Below are 19,532 nucleotides of genomic sequence, written 5' to 3' on the forward strand. Positions count from 1 at the left end.
AATCTTTTTTAAATTTCATTTTTTAATAAACGTCTCGACTGCGCTCGACGAGACAACTTATTTCTATTTACTCTAATCGTATTTTATATTTCTTCACACTTAATCCAATAAAAAAGATAGTCATTCCTACTAAAATCAAGGTTTCTTTCCATAGATATTGTACCCCTACTCCTTTTAGCATAATCCCTTTTATGATGATGATAAACCATTTTGCAGGAATGATGTTACTAATCACTTGTAATGGTAAAGGCATGCTTGATATTGGAAAAATAAAACCTGATAATAGAATTACAGGTAGCATTAATCCCATTAAAGAAATCATCATTGCTGTTTGCTGTGTTGCAGAAATTGTTGAGATTAAAATCCCTAAAGCTAATGCTGTGATTATGAATAAAACACTTTCAAAAGCTAATAAAAACAAGCTTCCTTGCACTGGCATTTTAAATATAAATATGCTTAAAACTACAATGACGATGGCGTTTATAATAGACAGAAAAATATATGGAAACACTTTACCAACAATAACTTGAATTGGTTTTATAGGTGACACTAAAAGGATTTCCATGGTTCCTAATTCCTTTTCTCTTGTAATAGAAATAGAAGTCATCATTGCGGAAACGAGCATTAAAATGATAGTCATTACACCAGGAACAAACATGTACACACTTTTTAATTCTGGATTATAAACCATTCTGGTTTGTGGTACAATTTGATAGGCGATTGTGATGTCTTCATTCAATCCTTTTTGATATTTCTGAAGAATCGCATTGACATAATTACTTATTGTATTTGCTGTATTTGGGTCTGTAGCATCAGTAATAATCTGTATAGTTGCTTTATGATTTGTGATTAGCTTTTTACTGAAACCTGTTTCGAAATTTAAAACTGCTTTTACTTTTCCTTTTTTGAAAATAGTTTCAATATCTGATTCTCTATCAATAAATTGATTGATACTAAAGTATTTTGAAACTGAAATTTTATTAATAATTTCTTTTGTTGTTGCGTCTTTTGAATGGTCTAAAACAGCAATATCTACATTGTTTATTTCATTAGTAATAGCGAAACCAAATAGCATTATCTGAGCTATTGGCATACCAAAGAGAATAAACAATGAGCGTCTATCTCTAAAAATGTGATAGAATTCTTTTTTTATGAAACCTATGAATCTTTTCATCCTCTAGCTAGTTTTAAAAACACATCATTCATATTAGCAACTTTAAATTGTTGCTTAAGTTTTTTAGGTGTATCTAATGCTTCAATCTTACCATTTACCATTATAGAAACCCGGTCGCAATATTCGGCTTCATCCATGTAATGTGTGGTAACAAAAACGGTTGTTCCTTGGTTTGCAGCTTTGTAAATCATTTCCCAAAATTGGCGTCTCGTAATCGAGTCAACACCTCCTGTTGGTTCATCTAAAAAAACAATTTTAGGATCATGAAGCAAAGCCACTGAAAAGGATAGTTTTTGTTTCCAGCCTAATGGTAAAGCACCTACGAGTTTATTTGCGACTTCTTCTAAGCCTAACGCTTCAATTAAATTATTAGATTTTTCTTTGATTTGTTTTCTAGATAACCCATAAATACCACCAAAAAATGTAATATTTTCTTTAACAGTTAAATCGTCATACAGCGCAAACTTCTGACTCATGTAACCAATATTTTTCTTGATGTCTTCTGCATTAGTAAACACATCAAAACCTGCAACATTGGCTTTTCCTGATGTTGGTTTCGAAATCCCAATAAGCATTTTCATAGCAGTTGTTTTTCCTGCGCCATTTGCACCTAAGAATCCGAAAATTTCGCCTTTTTTAACTTCAAAAGAAATGGCGTTTACTGCTGTAAAATCACCAAACATTTTGGTTAAGTTTTGGGCCTCTATGACGTTTTCTTTTTTCATTATTTAGCTAATTCCATAAAAGTATCTTCAATGGTTGGTAATGTTTTTTCGATTTCTATATCGGATAAATTTTCTGATTCTAAATATTGAATTAAATCTTCTCGTTCAAAATCTGCTCTCTTATCAGTATAATGCACAAACTCACCAAAAGGATACACACTATGATTGTGTTCGTAAGCCTTTAAACTATTAATGAGTTGGTACGTATTATTTGCACGAACGTTAAAAATCTGTTTTGGATAATGCTTTACAATGGCTTGAGGTGTATCTATCTGTAAAATTTTACCGTCTTGAATCAATGCAATTCTGTCACACAAAGCAGCTTCATCCATGTAAGGCGTAGAAACTAGAATGGTTATACCTTTTTGTTGCAAACGTTTTAGCATCTCCCAAAACTCTTTTCTAGAAACGGGATCAACACCTGTGGTAGGCTCATCTAAAAACAGCACTTTTGGTTTGTGTATTAATGCACAACACAACGCTAATTTCTGCTTCATTCCACCAGACAGTTTTCCTGCTCTACGGTCTTTAAAAGGTTCTATTTGAACATAAATATCTTTAATTAAATCGTAGTTTTCTTCAATGGTTGTTCCGAAGATTGTGGCAAAAAACTCTAAATTTTCTTCAATCGTTAAATCTTGATAGAGAGAAAATTTTCCTGGCATATAGCCCACATTATTCCGAATCTTTTTATAGTCTGCAACTACATCAAAATCAGCAACAGTAGCAGAACCTTCATTAGCAATTAAGAGGGTTGTTAGAATTCTAAACAACGTTGTTTTTCCTGAACCATCAGGACCAATAAGTCCAAAGAGTTCACCTTCCTTTACATTAAAAGAAATGTTCTCTAAAGCTTTTACACTTTTGTAAGATTTTGATATGTTAGAAACTGTGATACTCATTCTGCTGTATTTAGCCATAGTTCTGCAGGCATTCCAATTTTTAAACTTCCATCATTTTGAACGTCTACTTTTACAGCATAAACTAATGCAACACGCTCTTCTTTTGTTTGAATAATTTTTGGAGTGAATTCTGCTTCTGAAGCTATCCAGCTAATCGTTCCTTTATAGGATTTCATTGTATCGGCATCATCAATTTTAACAGTTACTTCTTGCCCTATTTTAATATTTGCTAATTGCGTTTCACTTATATAAACACGTAATTGCATCGTTGTTAAATCGGCAATTTTATAAAGAGGTTTTCCAAAAGCTTTAATTTCGTTTGGTTCCGCGTATTTGGTTAAAACGGTACCCTTTATTGGGTTAATGATTTTACTTTTTTCAATTTGGTCGTCAATTTGTTTTAATTGTACATCTATAGATTTCAATTCATTTACAACTGGTGCGTTTTGAATTTCAACACTTCTAATTTGATTTCTAATCACATCGATTTCGCCGGAAACATCATCTAATTGTTTTTGTGTTCCTGCGTTGTCCTTTATCAGGTTTTTAGCTCTTTTTTTGTTGGTGTTTGCTGTTTTTAATCTTGAATTCAATACGCTTATTTGAGATAGAACTCCTTTTGACTTTGAACTAATTACAGCTTTAGAAACTTGTAATTGTTCACGTTTTAAGGCGAATTGAATGGTATCAATGTAACCAATAAATTGTTCTTTTTGAAGTATATCACCTTCTTCAAGATTAAACTGCATCAATTTTCCGTTGTTTTCCGCTGAAATGGTAATTTCTGTGGCTTCGAAGTTACCGTAGCCATCTGCTTTTCCGTTGTCGCTGTTACAGGAAAATAGGTTTACTGCAACTATAGCTAATCCTAATATGTATTTGTAATTTTTCATGGCTAATCTTTATTATTATGTTCCCGCAGATTCCACAGATGTTCGCAGATTTTATTGTCCTTTAATGATGTTGTAATTTGCTTTTGCTAGTTGTAATTGAATTCTATGTTTTATCAATATATTTTCGTCTTCGTATAAATTGGTGAGTTCTGTAATGTAAGCGGATGATGTTATAACGCCATTTTTAAGCTGAGAATCTGCCGATTTCAAAACCTCTTTTCTAAGGTTTATAATCTCTAAGTCTGAAGTGATAAAACTTTCAATTTTCTCTATTTGGTTTTGTTGTTCATTTAATTCGATGTTTGTATTAAGTTTAAAAATCTCAGTTTCATTATCTACAATTTCTTTATTGATAACTAAAGATTGACGTTGCTTTTTGTTGGCATTCCAATCGAAAACATTCCAGTTTAATTTGATACCAGTAGTATAAAATGCTTGAAACGAATTATCGAGCATATTTAAACCTGGATTACCATAACCACCTGTTGCAAAGCCTAATAGTTTTGGTGTATTTTGCTTAGATAAAAGACTTTCTGAATTTTCGATTTCTTCTTTTTTAAGTTGAAATAAGTCTAGTTCTGGTCTTTTTAATTCAGTTTCAATTTCAGTTTCTATTAAAGGCTTTTTTAATACTATCGAAATGTTTATAGGCTGACTAATTAAACTAGAAAGGGAATGAATGAGTGTTCTTTTATTACTTTGAAGCTCTTTAAATTGTTGATTTATTTTTAATAATTCGGCCTCCAAAACTTTATCTGACGTTGGTAAAACCACGCCATATTTAATACCTGATTGTACTTCTTTTAGTTTGGCTTCTAATTGTTCTTTTTTTACATTTAATAATAATTCAGATTCTTGAGCAAGTAAAATAGAAAAATAGAGTTGATTGATTTGTTGTTTTAATTGATATAAACTGACTTCAACTTGTTTCTGTTTCGTTTTTAACTGAGCCGATTTTAGATTTAATGTCGCATCTGTTATTCCTCCGTTATAAATCAATTGATTCACCGACAATGTCGCTCTATATTGGTCTTTATTTAAAGGTTCAATTCCAGCCATTGCCAATGGAAACTCAATAACATCCGATTGATATGTGGCTTGAGCATCAAAATTTAATTGTGGTAATTTTAATGTTGAAATCGCTTCTTTATCTAGCTTGTTTTGCGATTCAAAAAGTACAGATTGCTTTGCTAACGGATAATTTTCTGTTACCAAATTATAACACTCCTCTAAAGTTAAGCTTTGCTGAGCTGAACTTACTAGTGTAAATACCATTGCTAAAACTATTGATAACTGTTTCATCTTAAAAGTTCTTTATAGAATTTATAATAAAGTCTGCAACTTCAGTTTTTCGTTTTTCTATGAGTTTATTGTAGTCTTCATCACCTGTATTAGTAAATGCCATAAGCAAAGGTTTGGCTACAAATGGAAATACATTTAATGCCATAATATTCATGAATAATTGCTCTGCACTAATTGGTTTTAGAATACCGTCTTTAACTTCTTGGTTAACTTGTATTTTAAACTTTTCAATATTTGGAAACCCTAGATTGTTTTTCATTTTTAAAATAAACTCCGGATTTCTATTCAATTCTTGTATTACAAATGCTGGTAAATAAGGATGCTTATCCATAAAAGATATATAGTTAGAGGTGAAGTTTCTTATCTTCTTTTCAATAGATGAATCGTCATTTAAGATGGTATTTAATTGCGGTGCCAATAATGAAAACGCATTATTGAAAACGGCTTCAAACAACAACTGTTTATTTCTGTAGTAATAATGAAGCATGGCTTTGTTAATACCTGCTATATCCGCAATTTCTTGCATGCGTGCGCCATCCATTCCCTTAGATTGAAATACATTTTTTGCGGCCTCTAATATTTGAACTTCTGTATTTTCGTCTTTTGTTTTCTTCACATCAACTAAACGGTTTAACCAACTGGTTAACAAATTTACAAAAAATAATCGAACATCAATCTGTTCGATTATTTTTAATTATTTATTCAACTTCAAATATATCTTTTTTGCGAGCATCAGTCCTAAAACGCCACCTAATGCAGACACTAAAAAGTTGATTGCTAAACGAAAAGCATCAAAATCACCATCATTCATAATAGACCAAGGGTCAAAGCCTAATCTTCCGAAAGTTTTAATTAATAAGACACTTCCAAAGACACCAATCAAAGTATTCCCCTTAAAACCGAAAGTGTACTTTTCATAAAACTTACCAAATATAATAGCAGAAATTATTCCAATTACAATACTGATTAATGAAATTAATGTACCTGTCATTATAGTATGAATATTCTAATGGCCATAGTCCATGTTATCAATTTTTCCGCTCATCAATCTTTTTTGTATAATAAAGTAAACTACAATTAAGGCAAACCCAATAATTCCCCAAGTTAAAGCCACAGATAAACCATATTCTGACGCAGACGTATTATAAATAGTTAGATGCTCGTGCACATCATTAACTGATGGTAATATTACAGGAAATAAAGACGCTAGTGATGATGCAATTCCACCAATAATTAATAGCGATGACAATGCAAAAGCATGACTATCTTTTTTGATTTTTTTAATAAAAAAGAGCCCAATCAATCCTGTTAAATAAATCACAGGAAACACCAATAAATAAGGTTTTTGACTAAAATTATCTAAAGAATTAGGATTCACGTATAGCCAAACAATTAAGGAAAAAACAGTAAGAACTGCGAGTGCTATATTTAATTTAAAAATAACACCTTTAAGCTTATTGTTTATAGATGAGTTTGTTTTTAGAATTATCCAATTGGCACCATGAATTGCAAGCGTTACCACAGCTATTAAGCCTATAATAATTGTAAACCAATCTATAACACCAGGATGTTCTGTTAATGGACTAAAACTACCATCCCATAATGGTAAGAAGAAATAATGACCTTCGTGAGCAGAAACTCCATTTTCAACACTTCCTAAGTTTACACCTCTCACGATATTACCTAACGCGATGCCGAAAAACAAGGCTAATAATAAACTAGAAACACCAAAGGATTTATCCCAAATATCTTTCCACATTTGGTATTTAAACTGTCCTCTAAACTCTAAACCAATTGCTCTAAAAACAATAAGCCATAAAACGATTATTAATGGCAAATAAAATCCACTAAAAACAGACGCATAAAATGTAGGGAACGCCATAAAAAGCATTCCTCCTGCTGCCACTAACCAAACCTCATTAGAATCCCAAAATAGACCAGCTGATTTTGTAATGACTTCTTTATCTTTTTCTTCCTTTGCAAAGAATAAATGAATGATTCCTGCACCAAAATCATAACCATCTAAAACAAAAAATACTGCTAAAACAATGCCTATTGCTATGTACCAAAATAATTCCATAATTAATGTTTTTGAGGTGTTGGACCTTGGTTAATAGTTTTACCAACTAAGACTAAAAATAAAAGGCCTAATAGCATATATAAAGCAACAAAACCAAGTAAAGTAAATAAGGTATTACCAGAAGACACTGTTGGCGAAATACCATCGCTTGTTCTCAGTAAACCGTAAACTAAATACGGTTGTCTGCCTAATTCTGCTGTGTACCAACCTGTAAGATTTGCTATATATGGAAATGGCACCAAAAACATAATGGTCCAAAGTAATGGTTTTATAGTATATAGTTTTTTTCGCCATAAAAAGAAAAGCGCTAAAGCCATAACACCTATAAAAATGGTGCCCAAACCAACCATTATATGATAAGAATAGTATAATGCAGGAATGTTATCTGGTAATTCATCTTCTTCAAACTGATCCATACCAGGAATTTGTTTATCCCATTCTTGATACGTTAGAAAGCTCAATATATTAGGAACTGCAATTTTGTTATCTAATTTTTTATCGACCATATTAGGTTGACCGATAAGCACAATTTCTGCTCCTGCATGTTCCGTTTCAAAAATACCTTCCATTGCAGCAAATGCACCTGGTTGATGTTTTGCTACATTTTTAGCATTCCAATCTCCTGTTGGAAAAGCAACTAAAACACTAGAAACTAATCCGAAAATAACACCTGTTTTTAGAAACAGTTTTCCATATTCACTATGCTTATTTCTTAAAATATAAAAAGCACCAATACTTGCTACAACGAAAGAAGATGTTACTACAGAAGCTAATTGATTATGCAAAAATGCTGGTAATAACCAAGGGTTACTAAACAGTGCTGAGAAGTTTTCTAAAACAAATTTACCATTGTCTAAAATTTCATAACCAACAGGGTGTTGCATCCAAGCATTTGTTGCTAAAATAAACCAACCACTTGCCCAAGAACCTAAAAACACCAGGAACCCAGTTAAGAAATGAAGCTTTTGTCCCATTAATTTTTCACCAAAAATGAACAATGCTAAAAACGAGGATTCCAAGAAGAAAGAGAACATGCCTTCCATAGCTAGAGTCTGACCAATAATGCCGCCTGTGAGTTCTGAAAACTTTGCCCAATTGGTACCGAATTGAAATTCCATTGGAATCCCTGTAACAACTCCCATGGTAAAGTTAATAGCAAAAATTTTCATTAAAAATTTTGCTGCATTATTATATTTTTCGATGTTATTTCTGAGGTATTTCCACTTAAAAAAGACAATCAATAAAGATAATCCCATGGTTAATTGTGGAAATATGTAGTGGAAAGTGATAGTAAATGCGAACTGCAACCTATCGTAGAAAATCATGTCTTCCATATATCTTATTTTGGATAATTCAAAGTTATCGATTTTGAAAGGTTTATTGTGTTACAATAGTTACAATTTATTCATATTTAACACCTACAAATCTAATAACTTCTGCCTTTCCTTTATGAAATTCGCCTTCTGAGAGTTCTATTGTTTTTTCTTCTAATATTTTAAAATCTAATCCGGTAAATTCTTCCTTCACTTCATCTATCGAAAATAGCATAGCCTCATTTTTAGGTCCACCAGAATCGTTATTCAATTGGGCTTTTGCAAACGCTTCAAAAATAATTGTTCCGCCTTTTTTTAATAGTTGTAACATTTGTTTATGCGCTGTTTTACGGATATCTATTGGAAAATGAGTGTAGCAAAATGCAATGACATCAAATTGTTTATCACTTGTATAATCTAACACACTTGCAATTTCATAGTTGATATTAACATTGTGCTGCTTAGCCAAAAGCATTGCTTTTACTCTTCCTTGCTCACTGATATCAAAAGCCGAGACTTCCCAACCTTGAGTGGCTGCATATACAGCATTACGACCTTCACCTTCCGCAGGTAAAAGCAACGTTCCTATTTCTAAATTTTGCAATTGCTCTTTAAAAAATTGATTTGGCTCTGTGCCATAAATAAATTCTTCTTTACCAAAACGCTCGTTCCAAAAATCTGCTGGATTGTTCTTCATAGTTTAGTCTTAAATAAATCGTCTTGTTTTTTGTTGATAGTTTGAATATTGCGGAAATTTATCTACTAATAATTGTTCTTCATATTTAGATTTAAAATAAAAAAGAAGCCACAACAATAAGAATATTATAAATTTAAATAGAGAGGCTTCAAATACAGCATATCCCAATGTTATTGCTAAAATACTCATATAAATAGGATGTCTTGAAATTGAAAAAGCACCATTTGTTATAAGTTCACTTTTTAATACTGGTGTTGGGAATGGTGAAATCTTAGTGTTTATTTGCAACAACGCAATAATCCCTATAACGAGACCTGAAATTGCCACCACTAAACCAGAATACCTCAACCATTCGGCAACATTTAAAGCGAGCAATTCAACTGGTAAAACATATACTAAAAATAGTACAAGCTGAATACTTACAAATGTATAGTCCTTTATAGTTGGTTTTCCTGATATATTCAAATTATAAGTTCTTCTTATTGTTTTTTAAATCTTGCGACATCATCGCCTAAATCATAAACAGGTACTTTTTCTATAAGATTAGAAATTATACTTCGGCCTGCTGCACTTCTGTAACCACCTGCACAATGTACTACTATTGGTTTATCTGTTGGGATTTCATTTTTACTATCTCGTAATTCATTTAAAGGAATAGAAATCGCGGAATCAAAAACCTGACCTGCTTCTACTTCACTTCTATTTCTAATATCAACTATGGTATATTTATCTAAATGGTTTTTGAATTCACCTATATTAAGTTCTTTCGATTTTTCAAAATTAAGTGCATCTAACGTTATTACACCTTTTAGTTGCTTTTCGTAACCTATTTTAGCAACACGATTTAACGTTGTTTCGCGATTATCTATAGATTGTATTACCAAGTAAAAAGATTCTTCTGGCTTTACTATGGAACCTAACCAAGTTTCAAATTTATCATCGTCCGTTTCTGCAATTATATTGATACTATTAGGCAAATGATTGTTATTAAAATCGTCTTTATTTCTTACATCAACAACCACAGTATTTCCAAAATCAGAGCTATCTACTTTAAATTGAAATGTTGGTTTCGCAATACTCATTTGAACGTTTTCGGCACCATTTTTATTTATATCTACATTAAAACCAAAATACGATGGAATAAATGGTTGGTCTTTTAAAATATGACTAATAAATTGTGCTTCTGATAGCTTTTTAAATGCCCAATTTTCTTTTCTTTCTCTACCTAAAGTACTTTGAGAATCTGTACTCATATTTTTACCACACAATGAACCTGCTCCATGCGCTGGATAAACTATTGTTGCGTCTGGTAAATGATTAAATTTATGTTGCATTGTATGGTACATACTTTCTGCTAATTCCTCTCTTTTAGCTTTCATGTTGCCCGCTTTTTCTCTTAAATCTGGTCGTCCTACATCACCAATAAATAAGGTGTCTCCAGAAAACATAGCATGATGATTATTTTCATCTACTGCAATTATGGTTATACTATCTGGTGAGTGACCAGGTGAATTAATAGCAGAAAACTTAGACTTTCCTATAGTAATGGAATTACCGTCATCAAAGGCTTGGTGAGGATAGTTGGCGCCTACTAATTTACTCACATAAATTTTTGCACCAGTTTCTTTATGTATCTGTAAATGACTGCTCACAAAATCGGCATGCGGATGCGTCTCAAAAACCGCTATAATTTTTACATCATGCTTTTCTGCTAATTGATAATAAGGTTTAGGGTCTCTGGCTGGATCTACCAAAGCCATTTCTTTACCACTAATAATAGCGTATGAATAATGTGCTAATGGTTTATCTTCAAATTGTATAACTTTCATAATAATTCTATTTTTTTATGCTTTAGAATTTCAACTTTAAATCGTTTTCTTTAATTATGATTGTTCTATTTCTATAAAATATAGTTTCATATAAATATAACTTAAAGTATCTAAAAATCCTAAATGCTTTGATTTAGAAAAAGCCTCAAATTGAGGCTTTTTCCTTAACCTAATCTGTATTTTACTTTTCAAGGATTTCGTTTAAAACTAAATTTTTATCTAACTTTTTAGTACAGAAAAACCAATCTTTACAATCTAAACCTTCAGTAGAACTCATGCGTTCCTCTGCTACACCACAAGAACCTGCAGGCGATACAATAACATCATCTCCAGGATTCCAATCTGCAGGTGTAGCTACATTAAATTTATCTGAAGTCTGCATTGCAATTAATGCTCTGTATAGCTCATCGAAATTACGTCCTAAACTTAATGGGTAATAAATAATAGCTCTAACTACTTCATTCGGATCAACAAAAAAGACAGCTCTTACGGCTTGTGTTTTGCTTTCTCCTGGTTGAATCATACCATACTTTTTGGCAACTTCCATAGAAATATCCTCAATTAAAGGAAACTTAACTTCTATGTTTTTCATACCATTAAACTCAATCTTGTCCTTAATAGTTCTTAACCATGCAATATGACTGTAAAGACCATCAATAGATAAACCAATAAGGCTACAATTGGCCTTTTCAAATTTTTCTTCCAAATGTGCAAATGTCATAAACTCAGATGTACAAACTGGTGTAAAATCTGCTGGATGACTAAACAATATTGACCATTTCCCTTTATAGTCAGAAGGGTAATTAATATTTCCTTGCGTTGTTACCGCTGCAAATTCTGGTGCTTTATCTCCAATTCTTGGCATTGAAAATGATTGATCTTCTTTTATTGATTCTGTTGTATTCATAATTTTAAAAGTATTTAATTAATTTATAACAAATATACATTTCAATAGTTTTTAACTATGTAACTAAAGTTACCTTCTCAAGACTTTTTTATAGTGAACTTTGATATTTGACACTAAAATTAGTTTTTATTCAAATTAAAGTCAATGACTAAGGTCAGTCTGTAAATTAAAGGGCTATTCTATATTTATATATGAAGATTTGTCAACACGTTTTTGTACTATTCTTTTTATTATTGATTATTTTCAATAGTACAAAAGCTTCATTGACTTATGCATATTACGAATTAGATCCAATAGGATTTGTAGAAAATCTATGTGAGAACAAAGACAAACCCGAAATGCATTGTAATGGAAAATGCCAATTAATGAAAGTTGCTGAATCTCAAAATAGTGATCAAAATACTCCAGAAAGCATTATTGATTTTAAAGAACTCATTTACTATCCAAATCCTATAATCAACTTTGTATGTATTAAGACAGTTAAGCTCAAAAAAAATGACGTTTCTTTTTATATTAATCACTATTCATTTAAAAACATTAATAGCTGTTTTCATCCTCCAAAAGTGATTTATTCTTAATTATAAAGTAGTCATCACTACCAAATTCTTTTAAGATAAATAAATTACACTTATAATATGAAAACAATTTATAGAGCACTTCTATGTGCCCTAATTACGACTGTATCTTATGGTCAAGAAAAAAAAGAGACAAAAAAAGATACCACCAAACAAAAAATAACAAAACTCAATTCAGTTATAGTTACTGGTAATTTAAAAACGGATCCAGTACTAACTGTTGTTGCTAATAAATATGAAGAGAAAATTGTACAACCTAAAAACGTTGCCGATTTATTTAATAACATCAACGGGTTTTCGGTAATTAAAAGAGGAAATTATGCCATAGATCCTTCTTTTAGAGGTGCACAATACGAACAACTTAATATTCAATACGATGGTGGCACAAAAGCCATGCATGCTTGTCCTAACCGAATGGATCCCATTACCACACATATAATTCCTGAAGAAATTTCTAAAATTGAAATCATTAAAGGACCATACACAGTAAGATATGGTGCTACTTTTGGAGGTATTGTAAATCTCGTTACTCAAAAGCCAGATTTTGAGGATTATGGTTTACATGGTAAAGTTTCTGGTGGCTATGAAAGCAATGGTAACTCTTTGGTTAATTTAGTACAACTTCAATATATAAAGGACAAATACGATATTGTTGCAAATGCTGGATACAGAGACTTTGGTAATTATGAAGATGGTGATGGTACTGAAATCCCTTCGTCATTTAGAAGCACTGATTACGGACTTAAAATAGGTTATAATTTTTCTAAAGATCAACGCTTGCAAGCGCATTGGCGACAATCTTTTGGTCGCGATGTCTTGCATGCCGCATTACCAATGGATACCGAATATGATAACAGCAGTATTATTTCGCTAGATTATTCATTAGACCATATCAGTAAAACCTTAAAATCATTAACAGCAAAAGCGTATTACAGTTACGTAGACCATTTAATGACCAATGACAAAAGAACTTCTTTTATGATGATGGAAGCTGCTTCTGCCGTTGATGCTGTGACAACTGGAGGAAAAATAGAACTCAATTGGAAACCTTTTGAAAAACTAAATATCTTTTCGGGATTAGATGCCATGCATATTGCAAGAGATGGTGACAGAACACGATTAGTAAAAATAATGAATGGTAATCCTTTATCTAGCCCAATAGAGTTCAATGATAAGGTTTGGCAAGATTCTTATATTACAGATATTGGTGTGTTTACAGAACTAAAATATAATATTAATCCTAAAACGATACTAACTGCCGGTATGCGTTATGATAATGTTACTGCAGACATACAAGATCCGGAAGAAGATTTTGCTGAAATGTATAATTTAGAAAAACGAACAGAACACAACGTTAGCGGAACAGTTTCTGTAAAACATAGAGTTTCAGATAATTTTACTTTAGAAGCAGCTTATGGCCGTGGTGTACGTTCTGCTAATATGATAGAACGTTTTATAAATCACTTTACTGTAGGCCAAGACCCTTATGAATATATAGGGAATCCGGATTTAAAAGCTGAAGTTAACAATCAATTTGAAATAGGATTTAAAGGGAATACAAAATTGAATAATGGTTTCAATTATTTTAAATATGAAACTTCCTTATATTATTCATTCCTAGAAAATTATATTGTTGGGATTGTAGATGAAAACTTAACTCGAAAATTCAATCCTTCCTTAGACCCAACAAACCCAAAAGTATTTAGAAATCTTAATGATGCTTATAAAACTGGCGTTGAAGTTATGGGACAATTAGATTTTATGGATGATTATTTTCTGAAATCAGAATTTTCTTATGTCTATTCTAGAAATCAAGATTTAAACGAATCGTTACCATTAACACCTCCTTTTACAACACGATTTGTTTTGGGATTTGAAAAAACTAAATTTTGGGCGAACATTCAGTACAATATTGTAGCCAAGCAAAATAGAATCTCACAAAGCTTTGGAGAGACAAAAACCGATGGCTATCAAACTATGGATGTGAGATTAGGATTAAAACCGATACATAATCTAACTTTAGGTGTGGCTGTTATTAATGCCTTTGATAAGAGTTATAATAATCATTTAAACTTTTCGTTTACCAATCAATCAGAGTTTGGAAGAACTCCAATTACGGAACCAGGTAGAAATTTTTCTGCTTTTTTACAATATGCTTTTTAAAATTAAAAACTTGGTGGTATAGTTTTTAAGCTATACCACCTAATTATAAAATGATGATCAGACTAGTATTAATAAGTATGTTTTTTGTCTCATTTGGCTATGGCCAGAATAAAAACAATACTGAACAAGAAAATAGTTATGTTGAAATTGAATCTAAATACTTCAGCAACTTGTATAGTATTAATGACTCTATTTACCGTTCTGAGCAGCCGAGTAAATCTGGCTTTAAAGAATTAGAAACTTCAGGAATAAAAACAATTATTAACCTAAGACGGTTGCGTAATGATATAAAAAAAGCAGAAGACACAGAATTGCAATTAGAGCATATTCCTCTGGCAACCAAGTATATCATAGAAGATGATATTATTGAGATTTTACAGCTTATACAAAGTGTAGAAAAACCACTTTTAATTCATTGTTGGCATGGCTCTGACAGAACAGGCGTAATGATTGCAGCCTACAGAATAATTGTTGAGAATTGGACAAAAGAAGAGGCTATAAAAGAATTTAAAATTGATGAATTTGGATATCACGAAAAAAGATATCCAAACCTTATTAGTTTACTAGAAAATCTTGATGTTGCAAACATTAAAAATCAATTAAACATTAAAGAGTAAATAATACAACAAAAAAAAGAGGGTAGTTAATTATGAACCACCCTCTCTTAATATATAATTAGCTTATTTAGTTCTCTTTATTATCTTCTTCATTTATATTATCAGACATTTCTTTAGGCTTTCCTTTAGCCAAAAAGTTAATTAATATACCAACTAAGGTAATACAAACTAGCGCGAAGATTGCAATCATTACAACTCCACCAGTCCAGCTATATAAAGCTATTGAAGATTTAATCATATTATATTTTATTATTTCTTGGTGTAAAATTAACAACTTAACTTATAATGAAATATGATATTTATCATTATTTCAAAAAAAACATAATACAATTAGTTTTCTTAATCTTTATAAAACTGATGACTAAGAATTCTTTATAACATTAATTATGTCATCTTTTTGTAAAACGCCAGACTGTCTCCAAACTTGCTTGCCGTTTTTAAATAATAACATTGTTGGGACTCCTCTTACTTGATATTTTGCCGCTAACGGTTGATTTTTATCAACATCTATTTTAATAATAGCAACATCATCGCCTAGTTGATCCTTTACTTGTTTTAAAATTGGACCCAGCATTTTACATGGTCCACACCAATCCGCAAAAAAGTCTACTAAAACGGGTTGTTCTTGATTTATTATTTCTGAAAATTTGCTCATACCTGACTTATATTTATTTATCAAAAGTTATACTCCATATACCTCTAACTTCATTTACATCATAACCAATAGCTTGGTCCATTGGATATAAACTTCTAATTTTAGTTAATGTTAATTCGTTAAGTGTTTCACTTGGTTTTCCGTGACACTGTAAACACATTGTGTTAGTCGTAATTGGGTAATATACCTTTACATTATTATTAAACTCTTTTACAAGAGGTTTTGGTTCTTCATTATTTGCAATTGTTTTTTTAAAGTCTTCAATATATTTTAACTCCTCTAAATTTGCAATATTTTTTGGGTTTCTAGGTTTATCAGAAACACGTTTTATTTTTGCATGGTGCACAACAGACATACTATCTGTTAAAGGATATGCTTGCTCGTTACAAAACGCTAAAGCTTCTAAAACACCTTTTTGCTGAATAGTTCCCATTAAGTTTTTGCCTAATACCGCTTTAGTCGTTAAAGCATATTTTAAGCCACGCTCACCATATGGTAAATCTTCAAAATTAGTTTGAGCTTGTTGTTTATTTTGTCCATTGCGCATGCCATTACCATTCCCTTTACCCATTCCTCTTCCATTACCATTTTCTCTTTCTTCATTAAAATGGTCTTCAAACCATTCTGGTTGTTCAATCTCAAAATCATACATATAATCTGCAATCTGCTCTATAGTTTTCTCTGGGAAAGCTTGTTTTGGCATCACTCCAAATCGTTTCACTGCACCAAACATTTTAGCATCTTCTTTATTTGGATTTTTTATCCATGTTTGCATAGCGGAAACAAATTCCTCTTTAGTCGTTTCACTATCCATATAATGCTTTTTAATAGCAATCATAGGAGGACCAATTCTGTTAGATTGTGTAGCTGTTGGACTATGACAGATATAACAATTGGTTTCCATAAGCTTTTTACCAGGATGTTTAGCAGAAGCCGTCTTATCTATTGCATTACTGTATGGGTCTTTATCCTTTTTACCTGAATTACAACTCACTAAAAATGCAACTAACATAAGTAATCCTATAAAATTTTTCATTCTTAAATGTATTTAAATAAAGATACTAACAAATAAAATTGCTGAGCGTAACTTTTGTTACAATGAACTGCTTGAAGTCCTAAATTTTGAAAACTCATTTCTTCTCTAGAAAACGTATTTTTACAACTTATATGGATTCACTCACTCAAATTGTTTTAGGTGCAGCAGTAGGCGAAGCTGTTTTAGGAAAAAAAGTTGGTAATAAAGCTATTTTATATGGTGCAATTGCTGGTACAATACCAGACTTAGACGTTTTTGCCTCTTATTTTACAGATACTGTTTCTGCTTTAGCCATGCATCGTGGCTTTACGCACTCTATTATATTTTCGGTACTCTTTGCTCCTATTTTTGGTTGGTTTGTTTCTCGCTATGAAAAATACAAAGACTTTAAAGGTTGGTCTTGGCTATTTTTCTGGGCAATGATTACTCATCCTATTTTAGATGCACACACAACTTGGGGAACTCAATTATTTTGGCCTTTAGATATTAGATTAGCCTTTAAAACCATATTTGTTTTAGATCCACTTTACACACTGCCTTTTTTAATATGTGTGATTTTAGTAATGTTTCAGAAAAGAACATCTAAAAAAAGACGACTTTATAATAACATAGGTCTTACAGTAAGCACCACTTATTTAGCTTTAACCTTTCTTCTAAAAAGTATAGCCTTTTCTAAATTTGAAAATGCGTTACAATTTGAAAGTATTACCTACCAACAATTAGATACCAGACCTTCGCCTCTTAACACCATATTATGGAATGCTAATGTAGAAACTAAAGACAGCTATTTATTAGGTACTTATTCCTTTTTTGATACTAAAAATATCTCATTTGAAACCTATCCTAAAAATCATCAATTATTAGGGAAACTCATAAATAATGAAAAAGTAAAACGCATGATTGCCATTTCTGAAGGCTGGTATACTATTAACCAAGTTGAAGACAAATTATATTATAATGACTTACGTTTTGGTTTAATGAGTTTAGAACCCAATTCTCAAGATTTTGTATTTAAATACTTAATAGATGTAGAAGCTTCAAGTAATGTAAATTTTATTGAACAAGAGAAAACCCAAACTGATGGCAAACAATTGATGCGTAGTTTATGGGAACGAATTAAAGGAAATTAAATTCAACTTAAAAATAAAACGTATTTCTATATTACTGCCACTGAAGTTGCTTTCTTTCTTGCCAATATTTAGTACTAGAAATTCCGAAAGCACTTAATTGTTCTATTTCAGAATTTGTTAATGAAATCTCAATGGCTTTTAAATTTGCGTCTAAATGAATTTCATTATTGGCACCACTTAAAACTAATGCTTCAGGAAAAACAGCCATACAATAACCTAATGCAATGGCATCTGCTCCTACGTTATATTTATTAGCTAATTGATCCATAAAATTATAGAGATTCTTATATTCAAAATAATTTGAATTTGGAATTAACCGTCCATTTGCCAACGCTTCTTTTATAATAAAAGGTCCCGATAAATTTTGTAATATGTCTTTATATTTTACTAAACTTTGATCTAGAATATTGAACGTACTTTGATACGATTGAAATAGCACTTCGTTTTCAACCTCAATAGATAACGCTTTTTCTAATACTTCAGTTTGGTTATTACCAGTTGTAGTTAAGCCAATTGTTATATTATTTTCTTTTTTTAACTCGTGTAGACGTTTTAAAACTTCAAGATTATCTAAAACGCCTGTATCTAAAGTCGCCGAATGAATTTGATAGAGTTTAAGATGCGGTAGTAATAATTTTGAATATTCCCATTGCTCATTTAGCTTAATTAAGGAATGTTCTTTTATTTCGTGCTCTTTGGCATCAGGCTTAAAATTTGCGACATAAGTATAACCCCATTTTGTTGAAACCTTAATACTTGGGTCGTTCTTTTTATCTAACCATTCTACCAATAATTGTTCTGCCAATCCGTAACCTGGAGACGTATCAAAATATCTAACACCTTTATTATAAGCATCCTCAAGAACCCTTAACCCTTTTGCCTTAAATGCAGACAAGTTAAATGGTTTCTTATCTGCATTTTGCTTAATATTTATATAAACGGGTCTGCCTATTGCAGCTGTTCCTAGTCCTATATTTTTAGCTTTTAATGAATCTTCCAATACCTCTATGACTGATGGTTTTCTTTAAATATAACTTTCTTCAAATCTTAAGTAATGGCATGTGTAACCATTTGGATTTTTCACCAAATAGTCTTGATGATTTTCTTCTGCTTGCCAAAACGGTGCAAAAGGCTCTAAAGTAGTCACCACTTTACTATCCCATTTACCAGAAGCATTAACTATATTAATCATGTCTTGAGCAATTTCTTTCTCCTCTTCATTCTGATAAAAAATAGCTGAACGGTAACTAGAACCTTTATCGTTACCTTGTTGGTCTACCGTTGTAGGATTATGCATTCTAAAAAAGTAATCTAAAATCTCTCTAAAAGAGGTTACATTTGGATCATAAGTTAATTCAATACCTTCAGCGTGACCAGGATGATATTTATAACTAGGATTGTCATTTTCACCACCTTGGTAACCAACTTCGGTATCTATAATTCCTGGGCGTGATCTAAATAAATCTTCCATTCCCCAAAAACAGCCTCCTGCTATATATGCTTTTTTATAATTAGTCATTTTTTAATATAATTA

At 31.4% G+C, this 19,532-nt stretch carries 22 protein-coding genes; 4 read left to right on the top strand and 18 right to left on the bottom strand.

Going from position 1 to position 19,532, the window contains the following annotated elements; translation table 11 throughout:
• Nucleotides 1-67 precede the first annotated feature (67 nt).
• The 13 genes from Q0807_RS12470 to Q0807_RS12530 form a co-directional block, all read right to left on the bottom strand.
• Nucleotides 68-1,174 (bottom strand): ABC transporter permease, encoded by a 1,107-nt coding sequence (locus Q0807_RS12470; protein WP_299110365.1) that lies wholly within the window; start codon nucleotides 1,172-1,174, stop codon nucleotides 68-70.
• Complete coding sequence (locus Q0807_RS12475; RefSeq protein ID WP_299110366.1) at nucleotides 1,171-1,899, bottom strand: ABC transporter ATP-binding protein; 729 nt, start codon at nucleotides 1,897-1,899, stop codon at nucleotides 1,171-1,173. Before Q0807_RS12475 ends, Q0807_RS12470 begins: the two co-directional genes overlap by 4 nt.
• The gene (locus Q0807_RS12480) at nucleotides 1,899-2,801 is read right to left on the bottom strand and encodes an ABC transporter ATP-binding protein (RefSeq protein ID WP_299110367.1); all 903 of its coding nucleotides are present in this window, start codon (nucleotides 2,799-2,801) and stop codon (nucleotides 1,899-1,901) included. The genes Q0807_RS12475 and Q0807_RS12480 overlap by 1 nt, the downstream gene beginning before the upstream one ends.
• Nucleotides 2,798-3,694 (bottom strand): HlyD family efflux transporter periplasmic adaptor subunit, encoded by an 897-nt coding sequence (locus tag Q0807_RS12485; protein WP_299110368.1) that lies wholly within the window; start codon nucleotides 3,692-3,694, stop codon nucleotides 2,798-2,800. Before Q0807_RS12485 ends, Q0807_RS12480 begins: the two co-directional genes overlap by 4 nt.
• A 51-nt stretch (nucleotides 3,695-3,745) precedes the next feature.
• Nucleotides 3,746-4,996 (bottom strand): TolC family protein, encoded by a 1,251-nt coding sequence (locus Q0807_RS12490; protein WP_299110369.1) that lies wholly within the window; start codon nucleotides 4,994-4,996, stop codon nucleotides 3,746-3,748.
• A gap of 1 nt (nucleotide 4,997) precedes the next feature.
• Nucleotides 4,998-5,612: a TetR/AcrR family transcriptional regulator gene (locus Q0807_RS12495; RefSeq protein WP_299110370.1), complete on the bottom strand. Its 615-nt coding sequence runs from the start codon at nucleotides 5,610-5,612 to the stop codon at nucleotides 4,998-5,000.
• Between the two features lie 78 nt (nucleotides 5,613-5,690).
• Nucleotides 5,691-5,987: a hypothetical protein gene (locus Q0807_RS12500; RefSeq protein ID WP_299110371.1), complete on the bottom strand. Its 297-nt coding sequence runs from the start codon at nucleotides 5,985-5,987 to the stop codon at nucleotides 5,691-5,693.
• Between the two features lie 15 nt (nucleotides 5,988-6,002).
• Nucleotides 6,003-7,076: a cytochrome d ubiquinol oxidase subunit II gene (gene cydB / locus Q0807_RS12505; protein WP_299110372.1), complete on the bottom strand. Its 1,074-nt coding sequence runs from the start codon at nucleotides 7,074-7,076 to the stop codon at nucleotides 6,003-6,005.
• A gap of 2 nt (nucleotides 7,077-7,078) precedes the next feature.
• Nucleotides 7,079-8,410 (bottom strand): cytochrome ubiquinol oxidase subunit I, encoded by a 1,332-nt coding sequence (locus Q0807_RS12510; RefSeq protein WP_299110373.1) that lies wholly within the window; start codon nucleotides 8,408-8,410, stop codon nucleotides 7,079-7,081.
• Between the two features lie 67 nt (nucleotides 8,411-8,477).
• Entirely contained in the window at nucleotides 8,478-9,086 is a 609-nt protein-coding gene (locus Q0807_RS12515) for a bifunctional 2-polyprenyl-6-hydroxyphenol methylase/3-demethylubiquinol 3-O-methyltransferase UbiG (RefSeq protein WP_299110374.1), read from the bottom strand.
• 9 nt (nucleotides 9,087-9,095) lie between these two features.
• Nucleotides 9,096-9,551 carry an isoprenylcysteine carboxylmethyltransferase family protein gene (locus tag Q0807_RS12520; RefSeq protein ID WP_299110375.1) on the bottom strand — a complete coding sequence of 152 codons (456 nt, stop codon included), beginning with the start codon at nucleotides 9,549-9,551 and terminating at the stop codon, nucleotides 9,096-9,098.
• 14 nt (nucleotides 9,552-9,565) lie between these two features.
• Nucleotides 9,566-10,915: a rhodanese-like domain-containing protein gene (locus Q0807_RS12525; protein WP_299110376.1), complete on the bottom strand. Its 1,350-nt coding sequence runs from the start codon at nucleotides 10,913-10,915 to the stop codon at nucleotides 9,566-9,568.
• 181 nt (nucleotides 10,916-11,096) lie between these two features.
• The gene (locus tag Q0807_RS12530; protein ID WP_299110377.1) at nucleotides 11,097-11,822 is read right to left on the bottom strand and encodes a peroxiredoxin; all 726 of its coding nucleotides are present in this window, start codon (nucleotides 11,820-11,822) and stop codon (nucleotides 11,097-11,099) included.
• A 191-nt stretch (nucleotides 11,823-12,013) separates the two neighbouring features.
• On the opposite strand from Q0807_RS12530, the gene Q0807_RS12535 reads away from it, so the two are divergent.
• The 3 genes from Q0807_RS12535 to Q0807_RS12545 are packed head-to-tail and all read left to right on the top strand — an operon-like array spanning nucleotide 12,014 to nucleotide 15,177.
• Nucleotides 12,014-12,400 carry a hypothetical protein gene (locus Q0807_RS12535; protein ID WP_299110378.1) on the top strand — a complete coding sequence of 129 codons (387 nt, stop codon included), beginning with the start codon at nucleotides 12,014-12,016 and terminating at the stop codon, nucleotides 12,398-12,400.
• A gap of 57 nt (nucleotides 12,401-12,457) precedes the next feature.
• Entirely contained in the window at nucleotides 12,458-14,560 is a 2,103-nt protein-coding gene (locus tag Q0807_RS12540; RefSeq protein ID WP_299110379.1) for a TonB-dependent receptor, read from the top strand.
• A gap of 50 nt (nucleotides 14,561-14,610) precedes the next feature.
• Nucleotides 14,611-15,177 (top strand): dual specificity protein phosphatase family protein, encoded by a 567-nt coding sequence (locus Q0807_RS12545; RefSeq protein WP_299110380.1) that lies wholly within the window; start codon nucleotides 14,611-14,613, stop codon nucleotides 15,175-15,177.
• Nucleotides 15,178-15,244: 67 nt separating this feature from the next.
• Here Q0807_RS12545 and Q0807_RS12550 read toward each other — a convergent pair whose 3' ends face one another.
• The 3 genes from Q0807_RS12550 to Q0807_RS12560 all read right to left on the bottom strand — a co-directional run bounded on the left by Q0807_RS12550 (nucleotide 15,245) and on the right by Q0807_RS12560 (nucleotide 16,868).
• Nucleotides 15,245-15,415, bottom strand: coding sequence for a hypothetical protein (locus Q0807_RS12550; RefSeq protein WP_299110381.1), 171 nt, complete (start codon nucleotides 15,413-15,415; stop codon nucleotides 15,245-15,247).
• A 123-nt stretch (nucleotides 15,416-15,538) separates the two neighbouring features.
• Nucleotides 15,539-15,832 carry a thioredoxin gene (gene trxA / locus Q0807_RS12555; RefSeq protein ID WP_299110382.1) on the bottom strand — a complete coding sequence of 98 codons (294 nt, stop codon included), beginning with the start codon at nucleotides 15,830-15,832 and terminating at the stop codon, nucleotides 15,539-15,541.
• A 13-nt stretch (nucleotides 15,833-15,845) separates the two neighbouring features.
• Nucleotides 15,846-16,868 (bottom strand): DUF3365 domain-containing protein, encoded by a 1,023-nt coding sequence (locus Q0807_RS12560; protein ID WP_299110383.1) that lies wholly within the window; start codon nucleotides 16,866-16,868, stop codon nucleotides 15,846-15,848.
• A gap of 131 nt (nucleotides 16,869-16,999) precedes the next feature.
• On the opposite strand from Q0807_RS12560, the gene Q0807_RS12565 reads away from it, so the two are divergent.
• Complete coding sequence (locus Q0807_RS12565) at nucleotides 17,000-17,998, top strand: metal-dependent hydrolase (RefSeq protein WP_299110630.1); 999 nt, start codon at nucleotides 17,000-17,002, stop codon at nucleotides 17,996-17,998.
• A 31-nt stretch (nucleotides 17,999-18,029) separates the two neighbouring features.
• Here the strand turns inward: Q0807_RS12565 and Q0807_RS12570 are convergent, their stop codons facing one another.
• A complete protein-coding gene (locus tag Q0807_RS12570; protein ID WP_299110384.1) occupies nucleotides 18,030-18,998 on the bottom strand; it encodes an aldo/keto reductase in 969 nt (322 codons plus the stop codon).
• Between the two features lie 24 nt (nucleotides 18,999-19,022).
• Nucleotides 19,023-19,517, bottom strand: a complete 495-nt coding sequence (gene msrA, locus Q0807_RS12575) for a peptide-methionine (S)-S-oxide reductase MsrA (RefSeq protein WP_299110385.1) — start codon at nucleotides 19,515-19,517, stop codon at nucleotides 19,023-19,025.
• Between the last annotated feature and the right edge of the window lie 15 nt (nucleotides 19,518-19,532).

The sequence above is a fragment of the uncultured Winogradskyella sp. genome (assembly GCF_947495255.1).
In the GTDB taxonomy this organism is placed as follows: domain Bacteria; phylum Bacteroidota; class Bacteroidia; order Flavobacteriales; family Flavobacteriaceae; genus Winogradskyella.